We start from the raw sequence: 24,341 nt of genomic DNA on the forward strand, positions 1-24,341 counted from the left end.
GACAGGCTCAACGCTCGTAAATTGGCAAGAAACGGTAATTGAGGGCCAGGGACAACAAACTGGCCGCCGTGGTGAAACTGGCCCCGAAACTTCCCTCCCAGTTGCCGTCGGGCGACTGGGTTTGGGAGAGCAGTTTGATGTTGATGACATTCCACTCGCGCCAGGCCTTGGGGGAGGTGTGAAAATAGGCCTGCGCCGCATAATAGAGGTAATAGTGAAAGTAATGCTGCTCGGCGGGGGCGGAGGCGAGGAAGCGGCTGGCGGCCAGGAAGGCCTTGGAGTTCTTCTGTTTGGCCAGCGCCAGCACGAGGGCGAAAATGGCGGTGCGCGGCGCATTGCCGGCATCCGGCCCGGTGTAGCCGACGCCGCCATCGGCGCCCTGGCAGAGGAGGAAGAAGCGGATGCCCTTGTTGATGGCCTCCTCCGGGACGCCCAGGCCGGCGTTGCGGGCCGCAAAAAGGGCCACCATTTGGGCGCCGCTGACGGTGGTATCGGCGTCGCTGGTTTCGGGCGAGTAGCGCCAGCCGCCGTAGGCATTGCGGGACTGGGCGGTGAGGATCAAATCCACGGCCTTTTGCAGGGCGGGGCCGAGGCGGGCATCATGCACATGGCCGTAGCTTTCGGCCAGGGCGAGGGTGGCAAAACCGTGGTTGTACATGGAGTTGCCGATGTAGCCGTTGCGGTCGTTTTGCTGGCTGAGGATGAAATTCAACCCGCGCTTGATGTTGACGGCGTAAGGCCCGACATTGGGATCATCGCCGTGGGCGAGCATGGCGGTAATCGCCAGCCCCACCACCGCCGGTTGCTGGCCGTAGGAATCCTTCCAGGTGCCCTGCTCTGTCTGGGTCCGCGCCAGCCAGTCCAGGCCGCGTTTGTACATGCGCTCCAGTTGCGGGGGCACGGCTTCGAGGAATTCCTCGCCCTGCGCGCAAAGCGATGAGGGCAGCCCGGCCAGCGAGGCCATCAGGAGGGCCAGCCAGGCTCCGCGCCGCCGAAGGATGAAGGTTCTGCTGATCATGGATTGGCCTGCTCCACTGCGTTAAAGTAATGCTGCAACGCCTCGCGAAACTCGGCGGGCATCTGGCGGGTGCTGCTGCCGGCCACCCGTTCCACGGTGCGCGACGGCCCCACCCGTCCCCGCACATCCCCGACAAAGGGCGCATTGGGGCGGTCGGAGGGCCCGCCAAAGTTGTTGCCGCCCGGCTGCTGGCCGCCCTGGTTTTCGCCCTGCTGGGGCTGCATGAGGCCCATGGCCATCATTTGCATCATCTGCATCATGGCCATCTGCCCCTGGCTCTGGCCCTGGCCGGATTGCTGGCTGGGCATGAGGGAGCGGATGGCTTCGTCGAGCAGGTTCATGGCGTCCGTCTGCGCATTATAAGTTGGCTCGTCGGTGCGGGGCCGCTTCAAATGCGCCTCGGCATCGTCCATGGCCTCGTTGGCATGGTCCATCATGGGGCGGGCTTTCTGGAAAATCCGGTCTTTTTTGAGCTGGCCCAATTCGCGGCTCAATTCGCGTTGTTTGCCGGACAGTTTCTGGGTGTCCTCCGGATAGGACTCGGTGCCCTTGCGGAAACGGTCCACCAGGCGGGTGTGTTCGCGAAGATTCTCCTGGGTCTCCCGGATGCGGAGCAGGGCCAGCATTTTTTCGAGGTCCTCCTCCGACATCTGCTGTCCGCCGCCGCCGCCACCGCCGCCGCCGCCGGAGTCGGCCGTTTTATCCCCCTCGAGCTTTTTGGCCCAATCGAAGAACTTTTCGGCGATTTCCTGGCTTTGGGCCATGGCCATGGAGCTGACATTTTCGCGGATCAACTCCCCGATCTGGGCGACGGTCTCCGCGGCCTTGGCTTCGTTCATTTGCTGATCCACCTCTTCATGCCGCTCGGAGCCGGTGCGCTGGGCGAAGCGCTGGATTTCCTCGCGCAATTTGATCACCTGTTTGCTCGTCCGGGCCTGCTCGTCGTGCATGCGGAGGAAATCCCGGCGAATTTCCGGCGGCAACTGGTCGCGGGACAAGCCGATGGTTTTGGGCAGGGATTTTTTAAGCTCCTCGGCGGTGGTTTTCTCGTACTGGCCGATGGCCCGCAGACGGTCGGCCAGGCTTTTGGCCTGCATTTTGTCCTGGGTGGCGGCCATTTTTTTCTGGAGATCCTGGAGGTTCTCCAGGGCCTGCTGCTCCTGCTGCTCGCCCTGCTGGACCTGCTGGCTGCGCTGCGGCTGGCTCTGGCTCTGCTGGGCCTGGGCGAGGCTCTGGCTGGCCGGGGACATATTTTGCCGGCTGATTTGCTGCATGATTTCGGTGTTTTCCAGCATTTCCTTGATGCTCTCCTCGCTGATGGATTTGTTGCGCATCGCCTCGCGGGCGGTCTTGAGGTTCTCCTGGGCCAGGCGCTCCAGTTGGCGGGCGTATTCCGCCTGCTCGGCCGCCTGCTCGGCCAGTTGTTTGGCGGTTTCCTCGCGCATCATTTGCTCGGGCTTCATGTCCTTGACGAGGCGGGTGTCGGAGAGGAGGTTTTCCTGGCGCCGGGTTAATTCCTCGATGGCGGCGCGCAGTTTTTCAAGCTCTTCGAGGATCAGTTTGGCATGCTCCTCCTTGCTCATTACAAAGATGCGGTGTTGCACGCTCTCGGCGGGGGCGCGGCCGGGGTAATAATCCAGGGAGGTGGCCTTGAGGGCGATCATGGAGCCGGCGGGGGCGCGGAGCAATTCGGGCGCCAACTGGTAGGTGCCTTCGAGGCGCTTTTCCTGGTGGCCGCCGGTGCGCACCTCGGCCTTCCTGGCCTGGGGCGCCTCCGGCTTTTGGGGGAGGGTAATTTCCATGGAAACGCCGACATTTTTGACGCCGTAATCGTCCGTGCTGCTGATGCGCACCGCGAGGATTTCATCCTCCAGCACGGCCACCGCCCGGCCCAGCTCGGGCATTTCCACCACCGGGGGGTTGTCGCGCACGGCGCCCAGGCTGACGGTGGCGGGCACGCGGTTGGACAGGCCATGCTGGTCTTCCCAGACGAAAACCAGCTTGTTTTCGCCGGTCACCGTGAGCGGCTCGGTGATGAAATCCTCGCCCTGGACTTTGAGCGGGCGCCATTGGCCGGCGAATTGATGGGCTTTGGCAATGGCGCGGCTGGTCTTGCCGGTTAGGACGACGAGACTGCCCTCGACGGCGGTGAGCCGTCCGTTGCGGACCTCCTGGACGAGATCGGGGTATTGGAGATAGTCGGGCCGCTTGACGAGGGCGGTCATTTGCTTGAGCGCCGGGCGGTGGGTTGGCTCCACCCATACGATGCGGGTTTCGTCGCCGACCCGCAGGCGCAAGCGGCCGGGTTGCGTTTGGGCGGGGACGTTGAAGGTGACTTTGCGGTCCACCACCGGGGCCTGCACGACGGGCTGGCGGTCATATTGGAAGCTGGCCGTGGTGGGGGTGACCAGATCGGAACGGACCCGAATTCCGCAGCGGATGGAGAAAGGCTCGCCATGGGGAACGACGAGTTTTTCGGGCACATCCTCCAACGCGATGAAGGTGAAACGCTCGGCCGGGGCCAACGGCAGGAGCCAGCGCAGAAAGGCATTGGCGCTGGCCTCGGGCACCAGGAGGCAGGGGGCGGCGACCAGCAGGAAGAGCACCACCGCGAGCAAGGAGTAGATGCGCGGTTTGCGGGTGGCGACGGCCTGGCGGAACTCGTAATTCATGGCCTCGGCGGAGACCTGTTGGATGGCGGCCTGACACAGGGCCGGGGAGAAATTAGCGGGGCGCTTGTCCTGATCGGCCAGCTCGACGATGCCCAGGAGGCGGTCGCCCAGGCGGCGGTAGCGTTGCTGGACGATTTTGGCCAAGGCCCGCGTGTCGCGCCGCTGCCAGACCCACAACCGCAGCCAGCCAAAAGTGAAATACACCAGCACGGCCACGCCCAGGGCGGTGAACAACAAGCGGAGCCAGACGGGGGTATCCCAGAACCGGTCGGAGATGAAGAGCAGCGTGTAGGAAACGAGCAGCCCGCTGAGGGCGCCGGTCACGGCCAGCAGGGTGTCCAGCCGCCAGAGGCGGCGCTCCAGCTCATCAAACTTGCTGCGCAACTGCGGGGGCAGTTGCACCAGATGATCGGCCTGGTATTGCATGAAAAGTTTTAATTTAACGCGGTCCGCACGGGGCCCACAACCCCTGCTCCGGCCGCCAGACCGGAAGTTCGGCCCTACGGCCCCGCGAGGGCTGCGCCATTCGCGTTTGTCTGCTCACTGCTTCAACCATCTGTCAGTTAGACGGTTTCCGATATTTTATGCCCGCCCCGGTTGCCCTGCCCGCCCCGGCCTGCCCTTCCCCCCATTAACTCATATCATACCGGCGATTTTGCGTCCCGTCCAATAGATTCCCAGGAGCAGGATTATGCCGCCCGCCCACCAGGGATTGGACCACAAGCGGATGCGCAGGGGGGCGGGTTTGACCTCGGGGAGGGCGTTGATTTGGGCCACCAATTCTTCGAATTGATGCACGCTGCCCGCGCGGCCGCCGGTCAAATCTGCCAGTTCGCGGAGGATGCCCATGTTGATTGGCTGGCCCACCACCTCGCGGCGCACGCGGGCCACGTTGATTTCGGTTTCCAGGCCGCGGGCGGCGCGCTCGCTGGTGATGGCAATTTTGTAACGCCCGCCCTGGCGGGCCACGAAACTGCCTTTGAACACCCCCCAGCCGCCGCCCAGCGGGGCCAGCTCGAGGCGTTCGGTCTGGCCGTTGGGTGCCACCACCGTCGCAAACACTGTCCCGCGCTCCAAGGGGAAGCCGCTGGCGTCCAGGACGGTGGCGTTGAGATAAACGACATCGCCGGCGTGGGGGTTTTCGGGGCTGTACACCAGCCGCACCCCCTTGCCCGCCGCCAGATGGCGTTTGTGGGACATCCAGCGCACGACCTGCCCCCAGAAGCGGTAGTGGTACAGGTCTTCGACTCCCTTGCGCCAGCGCCAGGCGCCATCGGTGCCCATGAAGAGCGTTTCGCCGCCACCGAAGGGGCGGGTGACGAGCAAGGGCAGGCTGCCGCTGGCGTTGCGCAGGGAGGGATGGACGGCCAGGACCTCGGAGCCGGGCCGGCTCTTGAGCACGCCCGCACACCAGAAAAAGCCGGGCAGGCCGCGCCAGACTTCTTCATTGGCCAGCTCGTCATTGGCCAGCATGGTGAGGAAATGCCGCCGTCCGTTGAGGGTGAGCTTGAGCGGGGATTCATTGGGCAGCGTTGTGCCGTTGGGCTTGCTTTCGTCAAAGACAACGGGCAGCAAATCGCCCACGGGACTGTTGACGAGGGTCAACTGGCGTCCGCGCGGGCCGGGCAGGAAGACCAGGCCACTGCCCTGGTATTCGACCAGGCCGCGGATGAGGGCGAGTTGATTGGTGGTCAATTCATTGTCGCCGACGCCGATGTCGCCCAAAAAGACCACGTCATACTGGCTGATTTGTTCGCGGCTTTCCGGGAAGCTCTTCAAGTAATTGGTGCCGTCTCCCATGGCCATGCCGGGGTGATACAGCAGGGTGTGCACCTCGACGCCGGGGTCGCGGAAGAGGGCGTTGCGCAAATAGCGGTACTCCCAGCGGGGCAGGCTTTCGATGACCAGCACCTTGAGTTTCTCGGCGCGCACGCCGATGCGAAACTCGAAGGCGTTGTTGTCGTCCAGTGTCTCGCCCTCGACGACGGGAAAGGCCAGGCGGAGGGTGCGCTCGCCGAGCTCGCGCGGGGACCAGATCATGGTGTCTTGATAGAGGCCGAAGGCCGGGATGGTGATCTCGCGCCGGGCCTCCTCGCCTTCGGCGCCGCTCAGCACCACGGTAGTTTTGACCTCGCGGGGCAGATGGCTCTGGATTTTGAAGGGAATGGAAACCTGCTCGCCCAGCAAGCCATAGGCGGGGGCCTGCACCTGCACCAGATTCAGGTCGGGCAGATAGGTTTCTGAACCGACGCCCACCGCGTAAATGGGCACGCCCCGGGCCCGGTAGCGGGTGGCCGCGCTGACGGGTGACACCCCGAGGTTCCAGTCGCCATCGCTCAGGAGCAAGACACCCTTGAGGCGTTTGTAGCGCTGCAGCACGGCGTCCAGGGCCGCGTTCAAATCCGTGCCTTCCTCCACGCCCGCGGCGAGATTGGTTTCGGCCGGTGGGGCGGCGAACTCCTCCAACACCACTTTGGCGGTGGCCTGCCAGGGTTTGTAGAACTGGTTGGTGCGCTGATGATGCACCCATTGGTGGCGGGTCCAGACGGTCCGCTCATCCAGCGCCACGTCGCGGGTGCTCATGCTGCCGGAGGCATCCAGCAGGACGGCCACTTCCGGCGGCTCCGTCTCGATGATTTCTTTGACAAACTCCGGTTTGAGCAGGGTGAAGCCAATGAGGGTGAGCACCACGAAACGCAGCCCCTCGAGCCATCCCACGCCGCGGGCGGTGCCACGGCGCCGCCAGTTTTGCCAGCACAACCAGCCGGCGCCCACCCACAAGACCAGCGCCAGGAGGACCACCGGCCAGGGCCGCTCCAATTCCAGATGGATCATGGGGTGCCTCCTTTCATCTGGAACTTGACGGCCGGCGCCGTTTCAGGGCGGGGCGGGAGGATGAGGAGGGCCTCACCCAGCAGGAAAATCAACATGGCAAAGAGAAACAGGCGCCACAATTCGGCCTGGAGGCGTCCTTCACCCTGCTTGCGCTCGCCGAGCATGTGCACGGAAACCGGCCCGAAGAGGGCGCGGGCCTTGGCCGGCTCCAGGGTTTCCACCTCGCCCTCGGCGGGGGGTCGGTTCACGGCGACCATGCGCAAACCCGAGCGATAGACTCCGGCATGGAGGCGGATGTCCTTGGGCCCTTCGAGGCTGGACCAGACTTCGCCGGCGCCGGTGGGCACGATTTGGCCGCAACTGACCATGCCGGCCTGGGTAAAGCGCCGCCCGCCGGCCTGCAGCAGGCGTTGCACTGCGGGGACCAAGACCCAGCCTTCGCGCAAGTTGCTCCATTCGGGCCACAATCCCACACTGCAGGCCACCAGTTCGCCGCGGCCCACGACCCGGCGCGCCAGGAAGGGCACGCGGTCTTCAAAGCTGGCCAGGGCGATGGCATTGCCGCCCAGCGGTTGGCGGCGGCGCACCTCCAAATCGTTCAGAGGCAACACCAGGTTTTCCTCGGTGTTGGCGAGGAGTCCCTCCTGGCGCTGCCATTGGGTAATTGGCCAGCTTTTGCCCTCCTCGGCCTCCTGGGGTTCACCCCACGTCAGGCCCTCGAATTGCCCGGGCTGGCCGTGGGCAAACAGCCAGAGCGCTCCGCCCTGCTCCAGGTACTGACGCAGTTGGGCCGCCACGGGGCCGGCGGGCGGGGCGGCGTGCCACAAGACCAGCGCATAATCATTCCACACCACGCCGGCGGTGCGGTCGGGGTGGATGGTTTCAGCGACGATATTGGTGTCCTGGGCAAAGGGCGCCGCCGCCAGTTGCAGGATGCGGCCCACCGCCGGGTCATCGGTGACCACCAAGGCGCGCAACGCCACCGGGGGGCCATAGACGAAGTAAGCGACGTTGTCGCGGGGATTGTCATCGGCGGGCAGCTCCACCTTGCCCCAGCCGCTGGCGGTGGCGCTTTCCACGGGCAGTTTGTGGCGGTAACGGTAGCTTGGCCCGCTGATCTCCAGATCCACCTGCGCCCGCGTGCCTTCGCCCCCCAGGCTGAGGGGCAGGACGGCCGGGGCGGGGTTGTTGCGCTCAATCAACATGACCACCTCGACTTCCGGAGGCTCGACGCGGGGGCGGCGGAGGACTTCGGTGATTTGCACGGACCAGGACTCTGCCACCGGCGGTTGATCGAATGCCAGGAGGCGCACCCGGACGGTCTGCGGAAGGGCGGCGATTTGGGCCGTCAGGATTTTCCATTGCTCGCTGTCGGGCTGCCAGTTGCTGGCCTGCAGATCGCTGGCCAGCCAGATTTCGAAGTGACCCACCTTGTTGCGCTGGGCCCACTCCACCACGGCTTCGAGGGTGGCGGGGATGTCGGCGGCGGTGTCGGTGGGGCCGGCGGTGGAAAGCTGGGGCAGGGCCTGGGGATCTCCCACCTCGGTGGGGGCGCGGAGGGCGGTGTCAAACAACACAAAGCGGCTGGTCTCCTTGTAGCTCTGCGCGGCTTCGGCCAGCACGCGGGCGGCCTCGGCGCGCTTGCTGACATTGCCGCCGGGCATGCGGGCCTCCATGCTGGCGGAGCGATCGAGGACGATGACGATGACGTCCGGGGCGGCTTGAAACATCCAGCCCAGCCAGCCGCCGGCCAGGGGCCGCGCGACGGCGAGGATCAAGCCAACCAGGGCCAGGACGCGGAGCAGCAGGATGAGCCATTGGCGGAGCCGCGCATAGCGGGTGGACTTGCGGGTGGCGGAGAGCAGAAACATCATGGCGCCCCAGTCCATGGAGCGGTGGCGCAGCCGGTTGAAGAGGTGAATGATCACCGGCAGCAGCGCCAGCGGCAGGCCCCACAACAGTAATGGCTCCAGGAAGGTCATCGAATCTTCAACGCCCGTCCCCGCAGGAAAGCGCGCAACACCGTTTCATAATCCTGGTCGGTGGCCACGGACTGCAGCTCGATGGAGAACCGGTTGCAGCCCTCGCGCAAGGCTTCCAGGTGTGCGCGGACGGCCTTCAAGTATTGGTCCCGGATGACCGCCGGCTCGGACAGGAGCGTCTCCGGCGATTCCAGGTCCACAAAGCGCATGGGGCGGTCAAAGGGAAACTCCAATTCCAGGCGGTCCATGAGATGAAAGGCCACCACGTCATGCTTTTGAAAGCGCAAGTGTTGGAAACACTCGAGCAGCGGCTCCACCGGACAAAAGAAATCACTGAAGACCATGACCAGGGCCCGCTGCCGCACTTTTTCGGCCACCTCGTGCAGGCAGCGAATGAGGGCGGTCTCTCCCCGGGCCTCCACCTCCTCCAAAACATCAAACACGGCCTGGAGATGGCGCGGATTGCGTTTGGGCGGGATGTCCCAGAGCATGCGGTCGCTCAAACAGACCAGGCCGGCGGCATCCCCCTGATGAATGAGGAGATAGGCGAGGGTGGCGATGAGGCGGCGGGCATAATCGAGTTTGGATTCGGTGCGCTCGCCGCGGAAGGCCATCGAGCCGCTGCAGTCCAGGACCAGGTAACAGCGCAGGTTGGTGTCGGCCTCGAATTCCTTGACGTAGAAGCGATCGGTGCGGGCGTACACGCGCCAGTCCACCCGGCGGATGTCGTCGCCGGGGGCGTATTTGCGGTATTCGGCGAACTCGACGCTGGAGCCGCGATGGGGGCTGCGGTGGAGGCCCGCGACGGAGCCGATCATGGGCAGACGGGTGCCCATGGGCTGCTGCACCAGGCGCGCGACAACCTTGGGGTCGAGAAACTTTCTGCTGCCGCGCTCAGCCACGCTGCTCAGCTCCTTGCACTTCGGCCCAGAGACGGTTGATGATTTCCTCGCTGGTGACCCCTTCCGACTGGGCCTGGAAATTGGTCAGAATGCGGTGGGTCAGAACCGGCTGCAAGACGGCCTCCACATCCTCCATGCGCACCAGGTAGCTGCCATTGAGGACGGCGCGGGCCTTGGCCCCCTTGACGAGGTATTGCACCGCCCGCGGTCCGGCGCCCCAGGTCACGTATTTTTTAATCCACTCCGGGGCGTTTGGTTCGGTGGGCCGGGACATGCGCACCACGTCCACCACGGTGTCGTAGATGTGGTCCGGGACAGGGACGCGCTGCACCAGCTCCTGGTAGGCCATGACCTGCTCGCCGTTGACCAGTTTGTTGAGGTTCACGGTCATGCTGCCGGTGGTCTCGCGCGCGATGCGCCGCTCCTCCTCCAGGGTGGGATATTTTACGGTGATGAAAAACATGAAGCGGTCCAACTGGGCCTCCGGCAGCGGATAGGTGCCTTCCTGCTCAATGGGGTTTTGCGTGGCCAGCACAAAGAAGGGCAGCGGCAGTTTGAAGTTCTGCCCGGCCGCCGTGACCTTGTACTCCTGCATGGCCTCCAGCAGGGCCGACTGGGTCTTGGGCGGGGTGCGGTTGATTTCGTCGGCCAGGATGATGTTGGCGAAGATGGGGCCTTTGACGAACTCGAAGGCGCGGCGGCCCGGCTGATCGGTTTCCTGCAAAATGTCCGTCCCGGTGATGTCGGAGGGCATCAAGTCGGGGGTGAATTGGATGCGGCTGAATTGCAGGGACATTACATTGGCGATGGAATGCACCATGAGCGTCTTGGCCAGGCCGGGCACGCCCATTAAGAGGCCGTGGCCGCGGGACAGGATGCAGATCAGCAATTTCTCAATGACGGCATCCTGACCGATGATCACCTTGGCAATTTCAGCCCGGATTTTCTGATACAACTCCCGCATTTGATCCACCGCCGCGACATCGTTGTCCGACAACGGCTGCAACACGGACGGCGGGGCAGCGGGTTTCAGCGCTGTGGCATTTGAATCATCCATAAACGTCGTATAGGGCAATTTAACTTGTGCGCAAGCTATCCCCTGCGGCCAGCTCACGCAAGCGGAAACCCAGTAAAAGGGGGTGTGTGCTGTTGATACTTCGACTCGCCAAGGCGGAGTGGGTTTTGCATGATGGCCGCATGCAACACGTCTTGCATTTTGCGGTCTTGAGCCTGACGGGCGCCTGGTTGGGCGGTGTCTTGCCGGGCAGGGCGGCAGCGCCGGTGGAAATTACGCTATTCCCCACCAACAGTCCCCCGCTGGCTTTTGCGGCGGGCGAGATTCAGCGGGCCGTGCTGGCCCAACCGCAAACCCAGCTCAAGCGGATCACTCTTAAAGTGACTGGACAGGGGGCCGCCCAGAGTTTTCAGCTCCAACGGGCCGGCCCCGAAGCGGTGGAAGTCACGGGGGCGGATCCTGCCGGGGCGATGTATGGGGGGCTGGAGATTGCCGAGGCAATCCGGCTCGGTCTGGTGGCGCAGTTGCGGCCGGGCGAGCATCGGCCGTACATCGAGCAACGGGGCATCAAGTTCAACGTGCCGCTGGATGTGCGCACGCCCAGTTATTCCGACAACAGTGACGCGGCCCAGCTTAATCTGCCGGAGATGTGGAGCATGGATTTCTGGCGCACGATGCTCGATGAGATGGCGCGGCATCGTTACAATGTTTTGACCCTGTGGAATCTGCATCCCTTCCCATCCATCGTCAAAGTGCCGGAGTACCCGGAGGTGGCGCTGAATGATGTGCTGCGCGCCCGGCGGGAGCATTTCGATGAAAAGTTCAGTCATCTGGGGGTGGACATGTTCCGGCCCGCGATGTTGAAGGAGGCGGAAGTGGTCAAGAGGATGAGCATGGAGGAGAAGATTGCCTTCTGGCGCGGGGTGATGCAGCACGCGCAGGACCGGGGCATTGCGGTGTATTGGTTCACCTGGAATACGTTTCTTTTTGGGGCGGAGGGCAAGCACGGCCTGAGCCGGGAAAAACTTGACGATAACCTGATCCGCTATTTTCGGGCCAGTGTGCGCGAGACGGTGCGCACTTATCCGCTGCTGGCGGGTTTGGGCATTACAGCCGGCGAACACATGAGCAATGACATGGGGGGCCGCGATAAGGAAAGCTGGCTGTGGGAGACGTATGGCGAGGGCATACGAGACGCGCTGAAAGATGAGCCGCAGCGGAGCTTTCGTTTAATTCACCGCCTGCACATGACGCGCCCGGAGGCCATCTTCAAGCGGTGGCAGGATTACCCCGGGCCCTTTGAGCTGAGTTACAAGTATGCGGTGGCCCACATGTACTCGATCACCAACCCGCCCTTTATTGGGGAGGTGCTCAACAGCCTGGGCAACGGCCGCCGCACCTGGTTGACCGTCCGCAATGATGACATTTACAGCTTTCGCTGGGGGGATCCTGAGTTTGCCCGGCACTTTATTCTGGCCATGCCGCCGGCCGACAAGCTGGCCGGCTTTTACATGGGGCCGGATGGTTATATCTGGGGCCGGGACTTTTTGAGCCGGCTGCCGGAGGGCGCCCCCCGCCCCACGGTGATCGAGAAACAATGGTATTCTTTCATGCTGTGGGGGCGGCTGGCTTATGATCCCACGCTGCCGGACGATTTTTTCCGGCGGGTGCTGGCGGCGCGTTTTGGCGGGATGGACGCGGACAAACTCGACACCGCCTGGCGGGCCGCCTCGCGCATTTTTCCGCAGATCACCCGCCTGGTGTGGGGCAGCATTGACGTGCGGTGGTTTCCGGAGGCGTGCCTGAGCCATCCCAGTTATCGGGGATTTTACACCGTGCGCGAGTTTATGGAGCGGGATCCGATGCCGGGCAGCGGGGTGGTGGGCATCAAAGCGTGGCGCAAAGCCGTGCTGGCAGGCCAGCCTCCGCAGGGCATCACCCCGCTGCAAATTGCCGATGCGCTGGCGGCCGATGCCCGCACGGTGCATCAGTTGCTGCCCGAATTGCGCGCCCGGCAGGGGTTTAATCTTGAGGCCCGGGCCACGCTGAATGATTTGGAAATGTTTGCGCTGCTGGGCGATTATTACGCCGCGAAAATCCGGGCCGCCTGCGCATTGGCCCTGTTTGATCGCACGCAGGAGGAAGCGCGGCGCGAGGAGGCGGTGCGCCAGTTGCAATCCGCCGTGGTCTATTGGCACGCCTACGCGCAAAATTATGCGCGTCAATACACCAATCGGGTGCTTTACAACCGGGTGGGATGGGTGGACCGGCTGGCGCTGCTGGAAAAAGTGCGCGAGGAGGTAAAGATGGCCCAGGAATGGAAGCCGGGCACGGTGCCTTCGGACGAGCCGGCCCAACGGGCCAATGCGCGCGCAGATTAAATTGCAGGGCGGGCCGGGTTTAGAGGCGGTGATCGGGAAAACTCAGCGGGCTCTGGCTGAGCTGCTTAACGCCATCCCGAATATATTGCACACCGGAGATGCCGGTAAGGATGGCGGTCAGGAGGGACAAATGCCACACCACCGGCTGCCATTGGAGCAGGACGAGGACCACCAAAATGAACTGCAGGGCGGTGGCCACCTTGCCGGTCAGCCGCGGGACGATCTTGACCCGCCCGCAGGTGTAATAGACGACGGCCATGCCGACGAGCAGGATGGCGTCCTTGCTCAACACCACGGCCGTGACCCAGGTGGGGATCCACGCCGGCATGCGGTCGCTCCAATCCGCCTTGATGAGGCTTAACAAGCAGATGCCCGAAAGCAGCAGCATTTTGTCGGCCAGGGGGTCGAGCACGGTTCCCAACTGGCTTTTTTGGTTGTACCGGCGCGCGATGTAGCCGTCCACGCCGTCCAGGATTGCCGCGACGGCGAAAAAGATCAGAGCCAAAATGCGATCCCGCGGGTTGCCGCTTTCGTAGTAGTACAACAGTTGCACGACAAACGCCGGCACCAGCAGGATGCGAAAGATGGTGACTTTGTTGGCTGTGGTCATCGCATCAACACCGGCCGCAGTTTGAAGCCGCCCGCCGTCCGGCGTCAATGCTTTGTTGGCCGTTTCTCCTCACGCCTGGTGACAGGCCGAGGCGCCGGGGTTGCCGGCGCCGGGAGAGGGGTTTGCCATCAGCCGTTTGCGGCGGGGCAGTGGCTCACTCCAGCCCCAGATGTTGTTTTATGGGGGGCGGAGGGTTCAATTCACGGAGGGGTGTTTTTTCCGGGGCGCCGGTGGCAATCCACCATTCCAGCAGCGCCAGGTCGGCGGGTTTGGGCTGGGGTTTGCCCGGGGGCGGCATGTGGTCTTCGTCCTTCAAGGGCAGGAGGAGCCGCTTGAGCAATTCGCTTTCCCGCGGTTGGCCGGCTTTTACGGCTTCCATGGTTTCAGCATAAGTTTCCAGACGCAGGCCGCCCTTGGCCTTTTGTTCGTTGTGACATTCCACGCAGTATTGGCGGAGGACTGGCGCGATGACGGCCGGATAGATGGGCTGGCCGGACAAGTCCGCGCGCGGGGCTGGCGGACTCGGGGGAGGCTGGCCGGCCAGCGGGCGCAGCCAGGCGGGGGCCGCTTCCCATAAATACTTCTCGCCGTGGGTGAGGATACCTCCCCAATGCCCCGCCAGAATCACCAATGCGTTGGTGATGAGCAGGGAGGCCACCATGGCGCGGTATCTTAGCGCAGACTCCGGCCGGTTCGCCCAGGCTTGGGCCAGCGCCCAGGCCACCAGCGCGGCCGCGGCGCAAGCGAGGCCCGCATAGAGATGGCGTTGCACCGCCGGCCCGGCGTAATCGCCGCTGTGGGCCAGCAGCCAGCCCAGCACCGCCGCCAGCCAGGCGCTCAAGGCCCCTGCGCCGCCAAGCCAGGTCACCACCGGCGGGGGCGTGGCCGGCAAAAGCTGCGCCAGAGGCCGCCAATGGCCCAGACTCAACATGGCCGCGACGGTGAGCAGGCCGATGGGAAAGTGCAGCACCAGGACGTGGAAGCGTCCAGCGAAGCGGGCTAGTTCAGGGAGCGCGTCGGGGCGGGGCTGGTAAGCGAGCAAGAAACCCAGGCTGGCCAGCAGGAGCAGCACCATGAATGGCCCCAGCCGGCAGGCGCAACAAGGTCCGTTGGCCGTCGTGCCTGTCTTGGCATGGGTGTTGGAATTGGCGGTCACGTTGCATAACATAGCCTTGGTGGGCGGGAGCGTCCAAGTCGTTGTTGGGAGGGCGCGGGGTTTGTCGGGGTCAGGCGGTTGTTGGCGCTGGCAGCCCGTGTCTGCGTCGGGCCGGGGCTAACGCGCACTTGTGGGGAGCGGGCATCAATGTTAGGTTGGGCCATAAATGTTGCCTTCGCAGCAAGGTTCGTTCAAATTGTTTCGACTGGCGGGCATTCAGGTGTACCTCCATTGGACGTGGTTTCTGGTGGCGGCTTACATGATTTATTCCCGCCTGGGAGAATACTCATCGCCCCTCTTCAACGTGCTGGAGTACGTCTCGCTGTTTGGCATCGTGCTGATGCATGAGTTTGGCCATGCTTTGGCCTGCCGGCAGACGGGGGGGTATGCGGAGCAAATCGTGTTGTGGCCCCTGGGCGGGGTGGCGTTTGTGGATCCTCCCCGGAGGCCGGGGGCGACGTTGTGGAGCATAGCGGCCGGGCCGCTGGTCAACGTGGTTTTATTTCCCCTATTGGGCGGATTGGTATGGCTGGCGAAAGCCGCCGGTTACGACTATGAGACCTCCGATGTGGGGCGTTATCTGCTGGTGCTGTTTGTGATCAACGGCATCATGCTTGGGTTCAACCTGCTGCCGGTTTATCCCTTGGACGGCGGGCAGATTGTGTGGTCGTTGCTCTGGTTCATCATTGGCCGGGCCAAGGCGCTGCTGGTGGCCAGCACCATCGGGATCATCGGGGTGATTGGGCTGTTTATCGTGGCGCTGCTGCAAGGTTCCGCCATGTTGTTCATCATGAGCATCTTTATCCTCATGAACTGCTGGCGCGCCCTGCTGCATGCCCGGCATCTGGCGAGGCTTGAGGACGCCGCCCGCCACCATGAGTTTATCTGTCCTGATTGCGGGGCGGTGCCGCCGGCCGGCCCGTATTGGATTTGCGCGCGATGTGGCCGCCCGTTTGACACCTTTGCCACGGGAGGGACCTGTCCGTATTGCCTGTCGGCCTATGACTCGGCCACCTGCCCCAACTGCCACCATTTGCTGCCGATTTCACTTTGGCGGCAGCCGCCGCCCCTGATCCCTCCGCGCATCTCATAACATCCCTTGTTACGGGGGGTGGTTTTGTTGCACACTGGGGGCATGCAAACCACCCGACGCCATTTTATTCAGCTCCTTGGTGTGGGCGCCACCAGCGCACTGGCTTGGCGCAGTTGGGCCGCGCCGCCAAGGGATAATCCGCTGGCCGCATTGAATCTGGCTTGGACGGCCAAACTGCCGTGGGATCGTGTGCTGGACATCACCACCCTTCCCGGGGAGGGGGAGTTTTGGGATGCCCGCCTTGAAGCGGCGCAGGCGCGGCTGGCTCCGCAAGGGGGCGGGGTGATTTTCTTCCCCGCCGGCGAGTATCGGTTTGCGTCAGATATCCGCCTCCGCAGTGGCATCGTTTTGCGCGGCGCGCCGCCGGAGGGCGCCACGCGCGCGCACGAGGAGAAATTTGCGCCGCCCGCCCGGCTGGAGTTTCCGCGGTATCAGCCGGTATTTACCGGCTCCGGCACGCCGATTGCCACGGCCTTCAAGGGGATTGTGTTGGAGGATCCCGCCACGGCGGCCAACTGCGGGGTGGTTCACCTCAGCATCAACCGGGGTTATATCAATCTGGCGGAGGCTGAAAACCATCGCTGTGGCGGTCAGCGGTTGGTGTTCGGCTGCCTGATCCGCAATGCCGCCGGCGTGGAGCCGGGGATACCTGTGGCCGATGGTTCGCAGCCGGGCTGGCTGCGGTACACGGCCAAATTCCGCTCTGCGATCCGCGTGCATGCCGCGGAGAATGCGCTGGTGGCCAACAACCGCATTCCCAAGAGCGGAGACGATAATTTTTTGATGGAGGAATATCCCCTGCTGGACCGCCAGAAAAAAGTGGTGAGGTTTGCGGTGCTGTTTGATTACGACAACCGCCCCGGGATTTATGTGAACCATCATTGCATCGGCGGGGCGGGTGGGTCGGGCAATGATGGCACGCCGGAGAGCCATCCGTGGGGCTTCCGCCAAGGCAGTGTCATTTGTGATAATTATGTTTATAACACCGGGCGCTGCGCCATTGGCTTCAGCGGGGATGGCGTGCTGTGCGCGCGGAATGTCATCCGATTTGCGCGGGATGAGTTTCGGCCCACGGTGACGGGGATTCATGCCAGTTACGGCTCGGCCACCAATGACAATCGCGCGCTGGAGATGCGGGGGTGGCGCTGGGTGGTGGAGGGCAACGATTACGAGGTGTACAGCAACTGGTGTTCCGATAAGAAATATCGCATCAATGACGGGGAGGGGTTGATGCACGAGGATCATTGCAACTCCATCATCCGCGACAGCCGGCTGGTCAACAACCGGGGCAACAGTTATCTGTCGCTGTTCCATGTGGGCGCCGTGGAGGGCCTGCATATTGAGGGGAATGACATCTCCACCCCCGGCAACATTGCGGACATTTACGTCACGGCGCCGCGCCACAAGCAGGCGGGGGAATTTCCCGCGCGGCGGGTGGTCATCGTCAACAACATCACGCGCGCCAACGGCATCCGGCTCATGGGGGCGCCGGCCGCGGAGAATGTCATCAAAGGCAACCGGCATTTGGGGCCCAAACCTGGGGTCATCCTGAATCAGGCCAATGCCGTGGTGGAGGGCAACGAGAATTACGAGGTGAAAAGCCAGGCCGGGGCCGCCGGCTGATTCGGTCAATGACCGGCGGCCACGGGGCCTTTCAGTTCGGGGTGGTGGCCGTTGTTTTCCATGGCCAGCGGGGCGAGGATCACTTCCACGCCGCGGGCACGGATGGCGTCCACCATATCGGGGGGCGCGGCGGCATCGGTGACCACCGTATCAATCTCCTCCAAGCCACAGAGGAAGGACATGGAGCGGCGGCCGAATTTGGTATGGTCGAGGCAGAAGATGACGCGCTGGGCCGCCTTGATCATGGCAAGCTGGATTTCAATGAGCAGGGCATGGGAGTTGGTGATGCCCTCCAGCGTCAGGCCGCCGGCGCCCATGATGGCCACGTCCACATGCAAATCGCTGAAGGTTTTGACCGCCAGCGGCCCCACCAAAACCCCCATGCGCGGGTATAGCACGCCGCCGGAAAGCATGACCTCCACCTGATTGGAGCTCATGAAGAGCTGCGCCACGGGCAGGGAGTTGGTCACGATTTGGGGGGTTTTGCTCTCCAGGTGCCGCGCCACGTGAAACACCGTGGTGCCGGCGTCCATGATGAGACTTTGATTGGGCCGGATGAGTTCCGCGCAGGCGCGGCCGATGGCCTCCTTTTCCGCCAGCTCGTGGGTATCCCGCTGCGAAAAGACAAATTCATCCGAGCGGGGATTGATGATGCGCCCGCCGCCGTGGGTGCGGCGGACGGTGCCCTGGGCCTGCAGGGCGGTCAGATCCCGCCGGACGGTGGAAATGGAAACGCCCACCTGCTGCGCCAGCTCGTCCAGGGAGGCAAACTCGACCCGTGCGAGGTATTCTTCGATGCGGCGCTGACGTTCTTCTGGCGGCAAATGAGCCATAGTTTTGGCAGATTTTGATAGATATTGATAGAACTCGATTTTATTTGCAAGATTTTATTTGACATTTTTGCCAGTTTTTGGTTTTTTCGACTCAAACATTTGTTTTTATGGCTGTTACCGCACCCGGAGTTCATCGGGCCGAAGTCGAACATTTGGTTCGGCAGGCGGTGTATCAACGCTTGGGGTTGCCCCTGCCCAAGGCGGCGCGGGCGCCCAATCCGCTGGTGGTGAATGTGAGTGCGCGGCATTGTCATTTGACGCAGGAGGCGGTGGAGGCGTTGTTTGGGAAAGGCCACAAGCTGCAGGTGTACAAGTGGCTGTATCAGGAGGGACAATTTGCGGCGAAGGAGACGGTGACGTTGATTGGGCCGCGGAGCCGGGTGATATCCAACCTGCGGATCCTGGGGCCGTGCCGGAATTTGAATCAGGTGGAGCTGGCGTACACGGACGGGATTGCGCTGGGGTTTGATCTGCCCTTGCGGCTGTCGGGGGACATCAAAGGCACGCCGGGGGCGATGCTGATGGGGCCGGCCGGATTTTTTGAGATGAAGGAGGGGGTAATCCGGGCCTTGCGGCATGTGCACATGCATCCGGATGACGCGGCGTTTTATGGGGTGAAACAGGGCGACTGGATGAAGTTGCGGATAGGGGGGCCGTGCGCGGTGACGCTGGAGAAGCTGCTGTGCCGGGTGGATCCGAGCTTCAAACTGGAGGTGCACATTGACACCGATGAAGGCAACGCCTGCGATTTGCAGGCGGACACCCCGTGCGAGCTCATCAAATGATTGGCAACGAGGCGCGGGACAGGATTTTTAACCCAATTCAAAAGCAACCCAAAGGAAACCTATGAGTGAAGCACTCGGCATGATCGAAACCAAGGGCTACGTGGGCGCGGTGGAGGCCAGCGATGCGATGGTCAAGGCCGCCAATGTGACCCTGGTCAAAACCATCCCCATCGGCGGCGGCATGATCACGGTGTTGTGCCGCGGCGATGTGGGCAGTGTCAAAGCCGCCGTGGACGCCGGCGCGAAGGCCGCGGGGAAGGTGGGGGAGCTGATCAGCTCCCACATTCTGGCGCGGCCGCACGAGGATTTGGTGAAAACCTTCATTGGCGAACCGGCCAAAGGCGGCAAATAACCCTGAAGCGAGAACCTTTTTTACCTGAATTGAGTTATGGCACAACAAGCGATTGGCATGATTGAAACCAAGGGGCTGTGCGCCCTGTTGGAAGCCTGCGACGCCGGCCTGAAGGCCGCCAACGTGCAGTTGGTGGGCTGGGAAAAGATCGGCAGCGGATATGTGACCGGCTTTTTCCGCGGGGATGTGGCGGCGGTGAAAGCGGCCACGGATGCCGGCGCGGCGGCGGCGGCCCAGGTGGGCCAGGTGATTGCCGTGCAGGTGATTCCGCGTCCGCACGAGGGGCTGTCCGGGCTGGGCAAATGGCTCCAGTAAAGTAATTGCGTGGTGCAGGCGCCCCTGCCCTGCCGGGCCGGGGTGCGTGGAGAGGCCATGAAAATCCTGGTTGCCAATATCGGCTCCACGTCGCTCAAGTGGCGGTTGTATTACTTTGCCGGGGAGCAGGAGCAGATGTTGCACAAGGGCGGGCTGGAGCGGGTGACGGATTATCCGCAGGCCATCCGCACGTGTTTGGAGCAGCTCCGGGAGGCCGGGCACATTCAGCAGGCATCGGACCTGGCGGCGGTGGGGTTCAAGACGGTGATGGCGCGGGGCATTACCGGCTGCGTGCGGCTGGAGGAGCGGGTGCTGGCGGCGATGGAGGCGTTCAACGGCCTTGCGCCGGCGCATAATCCGCCCTACATCACGGGCATCCGGCTGTTTGCGCAGGAAATGCCCGGGGTGCCGCTGGTGGGGCTGTTTGAGACGGCGTTCTACCAATGGGCGTCGCCGGCCGCGCAGCGGTATGCGGTGCCGGAATCGTGGTATGAGCTGGGGGTGCGGCGCTACGGTTTTCATGGGGCGAGCCACAAATACATTGCGGAGCGGTCGGCGGAATTGTTGGGACGGGAGGACGTGGCGCGGCGGGTGCGGCAGCTTTATGTGGATGGCGGCACGACGCCGGTGCGGGCGCCGGCGCTGCGGGTGATTTCGTGTCATTTGGGCGGCAGCTCCTCCATTACGGGCCTGCGGGACGGGGTGGCGGTGGGCAACAGCCTGGGGATGAGTCCGCAGTCGGGTCTGCCGCACAACAACCGGGTGGGGGATTTGGACGCCTTTGCGCTGCCGTATGTGCTGCGGCAGACGGGGATGACGCTAGAGGAGGCGGAGCGCCAGCTTTGCAAGGAATCCGGGCTGAAGGCCCTGTCCGGAGGTTACAATGACATGCGGGACATCACGGCGCGGGCGCAGCAGGGGGAGGCGCGGGCGCAGTTGGCGCTGGATCATTTTGTGCATGCGATCCGGCACTGGATAGGGGCGTTTCTGGTGGAGCTGAACGGGGCCGAGGCGCTGGTGTTCACCGCCGGGATTGGGGAGAACGACTTTGGGTTGCGGGCGGCGGTGTGCCGGGGGCTGGAGGGTTTGGGGTTGGAGCTGGATGCGGCGCTGAACCGGGAGACGCGGGGGCGGGAGGCGGTGATCAGCACGGCGTCTTCGCGGGTGAAGGTGATGGTGATTCCCACGAATGAGGAGCTGGTGGTGGCGCGGGAAACGCGGCGGCTGCTGGAGGCGGAGAAGATTTGAACCACGAATAGACACGAAGAAACACGAATCAACCCCATCATTGATCAACATGAACGCCCCTGCCATCGCACTGAAAGAAGAAGTCTTCCACATTGTGGGAGCGGCGATGGAGGTGTTGAATTCACTGGGACATGGTTTTGCCGAGAAACTTTACGAGAATGCTCTGGTGGTGGAATTCCAGCTCCGTGGGATTCCGCATCAACAACAACCGCGGTTTGAACTGTTTCACAAGGGCGTTTTGATTGGTCAGTTCATTCCCGATTTAGTTGCCTACTCGCAGATTGTGGTGGAAATCAAAGTGGTGGATCAAATCACCGATCACGAGCGTGGCCAGTTGCTCAACTACCTCAAAATCACCCGGTGCAAAGTGGGCGTGCTGCTCAATTTCAAGCGCGCCAAACTGGAATGGGAAAGGCTGGTCCTGTGAACCCAAGACATCTTCCCCATGCAAGCTTTCGTGTTCATTGGTGTGCATTCGTGGTTAACCTAAAAACTCATTAAATCTATGCCTCAAGCGATTGGAATGATTGAGACGCGCGGCCTGGTCGCCCTGGTGGAAGGGACCGACGCCATGCTGAAGGCCGCCAACGTGGAACTCGCCGGCCCGATGACCCAGGTGGGCAACGCGCTGGTGACCGCCGTGGTGGTGGGCGATGTGGCCGCCGTCAAGGCGGCAACCGACGCCGGCGCGCAGGCCATCAAGGCGATCAAGGGCGAGCTGGTGAGCGTGCATGTGATCGCCCGGCCGCATCCGGATGTGGAGGCGGTGCTGCCCAAGAAGGCCAAGTAACCCGCGCCGGGCCGGGCCGTGCGGGCGTCTCCGGGGACGGAGCACGCCGGGTGCGGTTTTGGCCCGCCGCCAGCCCGGAGGTCAACCATGTTTCTGGCACGGGTGGAAGGTGCGGTGGTGTCCACCAAAAAGGATCCCAGCATGAGCGGGCGGAAGCTGCTGCTGCTGCGGCCGCAGTTGGTGGACGAGAAGGATCCCACCAAATTCCGCAACGGCGCCAACACCATTGTGGCGGTGGACAGCGTGGGGGCGGGCGAGGGTGAGCTGGTGCTGTTCTGCCAGGGGAGCTCGGCCCGGCTGGCGCCCAACCTGAAGGATGCGCCGGTGGATGCGGTGGTGATTGGGATTGTGGACACGGTGGATGTCTTCGGCAAACAGATCTACAACGCGCGCAACGCGGGCAGCTAAGGAGGGACGAGTCGGCCCCTCCCCTGCCCGGCTGCACAACCTAACGAAGCCTTATGAGTGCGCCAGTGAATGAAGCCTTGATTCGCGAGGTGGTGGCCGAAGTGCTCGGCCGTCTGAATCGGACCGCAACGCCGGCGCCGCCGGCACCGGCCGCGCCGGCGGGCGCGTCCGCAGCAGCCGCGCCATCCGCCAGCAGCGCCGGGGCGGTCAATCTGGTCATCAAGACGGCGGAGCGGACCCCTTTGCGGGGGACGTTTGGCGTGTTTCAGGATGCCCGGCAGGCCTGCGAGGCGGCCCACGAGGCCTATCTGCAGCTCAGCGCCAAGGGGGTGGCGGGCCGGCAGAAGGTGGTGCAACTGGTCAAGGATATATGCAATCAGAACGCGGCCGAGTGGGGGTTTATCGAGCTGCAGGAGACGAAGATTGGGCGGCTGGATCACAAGATCGAGAAGCTCAAGGGGCTGCGCGCCGTGCCGGGGGTGGAGTTTCTCGCGCCGCTGGGTTTCAGCGGGGATCACGGCATTTCGTTGGAGGAATACGCGCCGTTTGGCGTGATTGGGGCGGTGACGCCGTCCACGCACAGCATTCCCACGATGGCCTGCAACGTCATCAGCATGGCGGCGGCGGGCAATGCGGCGGTGTTTAACGCGCATCCCAGCGCGGTCAAATGCGCGGTGATGGCGGCGCGGGTGTTGAACGAGGCGATTTATCGCGAGCTGGGCATAGAAAACCTGGCGTGCATCGTGGAGAAGCCCACGCTGGAGTCCTTCCAGGCCATTGCGTCGCATGAGCTGGTGAAGCTGTTGTGTGTCACCGGCGGGCCGGGCGTGGTCAAAGCGGCGATGCAGACGGGCAAACGGGCGATTTGCGCCGGGCCGGGCAATCCGCCGGTGCTGGTGGACGGGACGTCCTGTCTGGAGCGGGCCGCGCAGCATGTGGTCTATGGGGCCGCGTATGACAACAATCTGCTGTGCATCGGGGAGAAGGAGGTATTCGTGCTGGCGCCGTTCTTTGACCGGTTCATGGCGGCGCTGGAGAAGGCCGGGGCGGTGCGTTTGAATGAGGCGCAGGTGGAGCGGCTGACGAAGGCGGCGTTCACCCTTCCCGGACAGGGGGCGGGCTGCGGGCATCCGGTGTTGAGCCGCGAGCTGGTGGGCAAGGATCCCGAGGTGCTGGCGCAGGTGGCCGGGGTGAGCATTCCCAAGGGCACGCAACTTTTGTTTGCCGAGACGGCGCCGGATCATCTGTTTGTGATAGAGGAGCAGATGATGCCGTTTCTGCCGGTGGTGCGGGTCAACACGGTGGAGGAAGGGATCGAGCTATCCAAGAAAGCGGAGCGGGGTTACAAGCACTCGGCGATGATTCATTCGCATGATGTGGCGCACATGACGGCCATGGCGCGGGCGCTGGAGACGACGTTGTTTGTGAAGAACGGCTCCTGTCTGGCCGGGTTGGGGGCGGGCGGCGAGGGTTATCCCAACTTCAGCATTGCCACCACCACCGGGGAGGGCATCTGCAATCCGCGCACCTTCACGCGGGTGCGGCGATGCGTGATGGTGGACAAGCTGCGGATTTTCTGAAGAACCATGCCCAGAAAGCCCATGAGCGAGACACCCCCAAAATATGCCAACCGGCGCGGCCCCGTCCCGGCGGGCGGCGCCGGCCGCGCGGGCGGGGTGGGAGCGGGGGCCGGCCCGGTTTGGGGAATTGTGCCATGCTGCTAGCCCGCATTGAAGGCAGTGTGATTGCCGTGCGCAAGCACCCCAGTTTTGAGGGGTGGCGGCTGCTGATTTGCCAGCCGATCAATGAGCGGGGGGAGCCGGAGGGGGTGCCGCAAATTGCGCTGGATCCGTGGGGGGCGGGCATGCACCAGCGCGTGATCATCTCCTCCGATGGCGCCGCCGCCCGGGTGGCGGTGGGGGACGAGAACAGCCCCGCCCGCTGGATGATTGTGGGCATTGTGGATGAGCCGGAAAGGACGGGCCACGCATGAGACTGGGACGAGTCATTGGACGGGTCACGTTGAGCCAGGCGGTGCCCAGCCTCACCGGTGCGCGCTGGCTGATTGTAAGTCCGCTGGGGCGCGAGCAGTACCGGCAGGGCCTCGAAGGGGAGGCGACATTGAGCCGGGAGCCCAGCCTGGTGGCGTATGATGCGCTGGGGGGCGGCGTGGGACAGGTCATCGGGTTTGTGGAGGGCCGGGAGGCGGCAGTGCCTTTTGAGCAACCCACGCCCATTGACGCGATCTGCACCGCGCTGGTGGATCAGATGTTTTATCACCCGGCCGAAACGCCGGCCCAACCCAAAGCCTGATGCAAAGGCA

21 protein-coding genes and 1 pseudogene are annotated in these 24,341 nt (G+C 63.5%); 13 read left to right on the plus strand and 9 right to left on the minus strand.

Annotated elements, in window-relative coordinates:
• Positions 1–7: 7 nt before the first annotated feature.
• From N3J91_03590 to N3J91_03615, 6 genes and pseudogenes are all read right to left on the minus strand, one after another.
• Complete coding sequence (locus N3J91_03590; GenBank protein ID MCX8155530.1) at positions 8–1,018, minus strand: terpene cyclase/mutase family protein; 1,011 nt, start codon at positions 1,016–1,018, stop codon at positions 8–10.
• The gene (locus tag N3J91_03595; GenBank protein MCX8155531.1) at positions 1,015–4,116 is read right to left on the minus strand and encodes a hypothetical protein; all 3,102 of its coding nucleotides are present in this window, start codon (positions 4,114–4,116) and stop codon (positions 1,015–1,017) included. Before N3J91_03595 ends, N3J91_03590 begins: the two co-directional genes overlap by 4 nt.
• A gap of 210 nt (positions 4,117–4,326) precedes the next feature.
• Entirely contained in the window at positions 4,327–6,525 is a 2,199-nt protein-coding gene (locus N3J91_03600) for a hypothetical protein (GenBank protein MCX8155532.1), read from the minus strand.
• Between the two features lie 1,808 nt (positions 6,526–8,333).
• Positions 8,334–8,507: pseudogene (locus N3J91_03605) on the minus strand (BatA domain-containing protein).
• A complete protein-coding gene (locus N3J91_03610) occupies positions 8,504–9,409 on the minus strand; it encodes a DUF58 domain-containing protein (protein MCX8155533.1) in 906 nt (301 codons plus the stop codon). The pseudogene N3J91_03605 and the gene N3J91_03610 overlap by 4 nt, the downstream one beginning before the upstream one ends.
• Complete coding sequence (locus N3J91_03615) at positions 9,402–10,466, minus strand: MoxR family ATPase (GenBank protein MCX8155534.1); 1,065 nt, start codon at positions 10,464–10,466, stop codon at positions 9,402–9,404. The genes N3J91_03610 and N3J91_03615 overlap by 8 nt, the downstream gene beginning before the upstream one ends.
• 140 nt (positions 10,467–10,606) lie before the next feature.
• Between N3J91_03615 and N3J91_03620 the strand changes: the two genes are divergently transcribed.
• The gene (locus tag N3J91_03620) at positions 10,607–12,805 is read left to right on the plus strand and encodes a carbohydrate-binding family 6 protein (protein MCX8155535.1); all 2,199 of its coding nucleotides are present in this window, start codon (positions 10,607–10,609) and stop codon (positions 12,803–12,805) included.
• A gap of 19 nt (positions 12,806–12,824) precedes the next feature.
• On the opposite strand, the gene N3J91_03625 is transcribed toward N3J91_03620, so the two are convergent.
• Positions 12,825–13,415, minus strand: a complete 591-nt coding sequence (locus tag N3J91_03625) for a CDP-alcohol phosphatidyltransferase family protein (GenBank protein MCX8155536.1) — start codon at positions 13,413–13,415, stop codon at positions 12,825–12,827.
• A gap of 154 nt (positions 13,416–13,569) precedes the next feature.
• Entirely contained in the window at positions 13,570–14,583 is a 1,014-nt protein-coding gene (locus tag N3J91_03630) for a hypothetical protein (GenBank protein ID MCX8155537.1), read from the minus strand.
• 154 nt (positions 14,584–14,737) lie between these two features.
• On the opposite strand from N3J91_03630, the gene N3J91_03635 reads away from it, so the two are divergent.
• The gene (locus N3J91_03635; protein MCX8155538.1) at positions 14,738–15,664 is read left to right on the plus strand and encodes a site-2 protease family protein; all 927 of its coding nucleotides are present in this window, start codon (positions 14,738–14,740) and stop codon (positions 15,662–15,664) included.
• 42 nt (positions 15,665–15,706) lie between these two features.
• Positions 15,707–17,287 carry a glycoside hydrolase family 55 protein gene (locus tag N3J91_03640; protein MCX8155539.1) on the plus strand — a complete coding sequence of 527 codons (1,581 nt, stop codon included), beginning with the start codon at positions 15,707–15,709 and terminating at the stop codon, positions 17,285–17,287.
• 5 nt (positions 17,288–17,292) lie between these two features.
• On the opposite strand, the gene N3J91_03645 is transcribed toward N3J91_03640, so the two are convergent.
• Positions 17,293–18,120 carry a DeoR/GlpR family DNA-binding transcription regulator gene (locus tag N3J91_03645; protein MCX8155540.1) on the minus strand — a complete coding sequence of 276 codons (828 nt, stop codon included), beginning with the start codon at positions 18,118–18,120 and terminating at the stop codon, positions 17,293–17,295.
• Between the two features lie 107 nt (positions 18,121–18,227).
• Here N3J91_03645 and N3J91_03650 point away from each other — a divergent pair, with 107 nt between their 5' ends.
• From N3J91_03650 to N3J91_03695, 10 genes are all read left to right on the plus strand, one after another.
• Positions 18,228–18,905, plus strand: coding sequence for a phosphate propanoyltransferase (locus tag N3J91_03650; protein MCX8155541.1), 678 nt, complete (start codon positions 18,228–18,230; stop codon positions 18,903–18,905).
• A gap of 61 nt (positions 18,906–18,966) precedes the next feature.
• On the plus strand, positions 18,967–19,257 hold the full coding sequence (locus tag N3J91_03655; GenBank protein MCX8155542.1) for a BMC domain-containing protein: 291 nt from the start codon (positions 18,967–18,969) through the stop codon (positions 19,255–19,257).
• Between the two features lie 36 nt (positions 19,258–19,293).
• The gene (locus tag N3J91_03660; protein MCX8155543.1) at positions 19,294–19,572 is read left to right on the plus strand and encodes a BMC domain-containing protein; all 279 of its coding nucleotides are present in this window, start codon (positions 19,294–19,296) and stop codon (positions 19,570–19,572) included.
• Between the two features lie 57 nt (positions 19,573–19,629).
• A complete protein-coding gene (locus N3J91_03665) occupies positions 19,630–20,820 on the plus strand; it encodes an acetate kinase (GenBank protein ID MCX8155544.1) in 1,191 nt (396 codons plus the stop codon).
• 49 nt (positions 20,821–20,869) lie between these two features.
• Positions 20,870–21,247, plus strand: a complete 378-nt coding sequence (locus N3J91_03670) for a GxxExxY protein (GenBank protein ID MCX8155545.1) — start codon at positions 20,870–20,872, stop codon at positions 21,245–21,247.
• A 78-nt stretch (positions 21,248–21,325) separates the two neighbouring features.
• Positions 21,326–21,610 carry a BMC domain-containing protein gene (locus N3J91_03675; protein MCX8155546.1) on the plus strand — a complete coding sequence of 95 codons (285 nt, stop codon included), beginning with the start codon at positions 21,326–21,328 and terminating at the stop codon, positions 21,608–21,610.
• Positions 21,611–21,697: 87 nt separating this feature from the next.
• Positions 21,698–22,018, plus strand: a complete 321-nt coding sequence (locus N3J91_03680; protein MCX8155547.1) for a EutN/CcmL family microcompartment protein — start codon at positions 21,698–21,700, stop codon at positions 22,016–22,018.
• A 53-nt stretch (positions 22,019–22,071) separates the two neighbouring features.
• Positions 22,072–23,598 (plus strand): aldehyde dehydrogenase, encoded by a 1,527-nt coding sequence (locus tag N3J91_03685; GenBank protein MCX8155548.1) that lies wholly within the window; start codon positions 22,072–22,074, stop codon positions 23,596–23,598.
• 134 nt (positions 23,599–23,732) lie between these two features.
• Positions 23,733–24,011 carry a EutN/CcmL family microcompartment protein gene (locus N3J91_03690; GenBank protein ID MCX8155549.1) on the plus strand — a complete coding sequence of 93 codons (279 nt, stop codon included), beginning with the start codon at positions 23,733–23,735 and terminating at the stop codon, positions 24,009–24,011.
• The gene (locus N3J91_03695; protein MCX8155550.1) at positions 24,008–24,331 is read left to right on the plus strand and encodes a EutN/CcmL family microcompartment protein; all 324 of its coding nucleotides are present in this window, start codon (positions 24,008–24,010) and stop codon (positions 24,329–24,331) included. Before N3J91_03690 ends, N3J91_03695 begins: the two co-directional genes overlap by 4 nt.
• Positions 24,332–24,341: the final 10 nt, after the last annotated feature.

The organism is Verrucomicrobiia bacterium, from assembly GCA_026414565.1.
Lineage (GTDB): Bacteria > Verrucomicrobiota > Verrucomicrobiia > Limisphaerales > Fontisphaeraceae > Fontisphaera.

Bases quoted from the DNA above. Each gene is read 5' to 3' on its own strand.
- N3J91_03600 (MCX8155532.1), bottom strand. From the start codon at position 6,525: ATGATCCATCTGGAATTGGAGCGGCCCTGGCCGGTGGTCCTCCTGGCG.
- N3J91_03620 (MCX8155535.1), top strand. From the start codon at position 10,607: ATGCAACACGTCTTGCATTTTGCGGTCTTGAGCCTGACGGGCGCCTGG.
- N3J91_03660 (MCX8155543.1), top strand. From the start codon at position 19,294: ATGGCACAACAAGCGATTGGCATGATTGAAACCAAGGGGCTGTGCGCC.
- N3J91_03640 (MCX8155539.1), top strand. From the start codon at position 15,707: ATGCAAACCACCCGACGCCATTTTATTCAGCTCCTTGGTGTGGGCGCC.
- N3J91_03655 (MCX8155542.1), top strand. From the start codon at position 18,967: ATGAGTGAAGCACTCGGCATGATCGAAACCAAGGGCTACGTGGGCGCG.
- N3J91_03670 (MCX8155545.1), top strand. From the start codon at position 20,870: ATGAACGCCCCTGCCATCGCACTGAAAGAAGAAGTCTTCCACATTGTG.
- N3J91_03685 (MCX8155548.1), top strand. From the start codon at position 22,072: ATGAGTGCGCCAGTGAATGAAGCCTTGATTCGCGAGGTGGTGGCCGAA.
- N3J91_03675 (MCX8155546.1), top strand. From the start codon at position 21,326: ATGCCTCAAGCGATTGGAATGATTGAGACGCGCGGCCTGGTCGCCCTG.
- N3J91_03695 (MCX8155550.1), top strand. From the start codon at position 24,008: ATGAGACTGGGACGAGTCATTGGACGGGTCACGTTGAGCCAGGCGGTG.
- N3J91_03615 (MCX8155534.1), bottom strand. From the start codon at position 10,466: ATGGATGATTCAAATGCCACAGCGCTGAAACCCGCTGCCCCGCCGTCC.
- N3J91_03630 (MCX8155537.1), bottom strand. From the start codon at position 14,583: ATGTTATGCAACGTGACCGCCAATTCCAACACCCATGCCAAGACAGGC.
- N3J91_03625 (MCX8155536.1), bottom strand. From the start codon at position 13,415: ATGACCACAGCCAACAAAGTCACCATCTTTCGCATCCTGCTGGTGCCG.
- N3J91_03680 (MCX8155547.1), top strand. From the start codon at position 21,698: ATGTTTCTGGCACGGGTGGAAGGTGCGGTGGTGTCCACCAAAAAGGAT.
- N3J91_03590 (MCX8155530.1), bottom strand. From the start codon at position 1,018: ATGATCAGCAGAACCTTCATCCTTCGGCGGCGCGGAGCCTGGCTGGCC.
- N3J91_03690 (MCX8155549.1), top strand. From the start codon at position 23,733: ATGCTGCTAGCCCGCATTGAAGGCAGTGTGATTGCCGTGCGCAAGCAC.
- N3J91_03650 (MCX8155541.1), top strand. From the start codon at position 18,228: ATGGCTGTTACCGCACCCGGAGTTCATCGGGCCGAAGTCGAACATTTG.
- N3J91_03635 (MCX8155538.1), top strand. From the start codon at position 14,738: ATGTTGCCTTCGCAGCAAGGTTCGTTCAAATTGTTTCGACTGGCGGGC.
- N3J91_03595 (MCX8155531.1), bottom strand. From the start codon at position 4,116: ATGCAATACCAGGCCGATCATCTGGTGCAACTGCCCCCGCAGTTGCGC.
- N3J91_03665 (MCX8155544.1), top strand. From the start codon at position 19,630: ATGAAAATCCTGGTTGCCAATATCGGCTCCACGTCGCTCAAGTGGCGG.
- N3J91_03645 (MCX8155540.1), bottom strand. From the start codon at position 18,120: ATGGCTCATTTGCCGCCAGAAGAACGTCAGCGCCGCATCGAAGAATAC.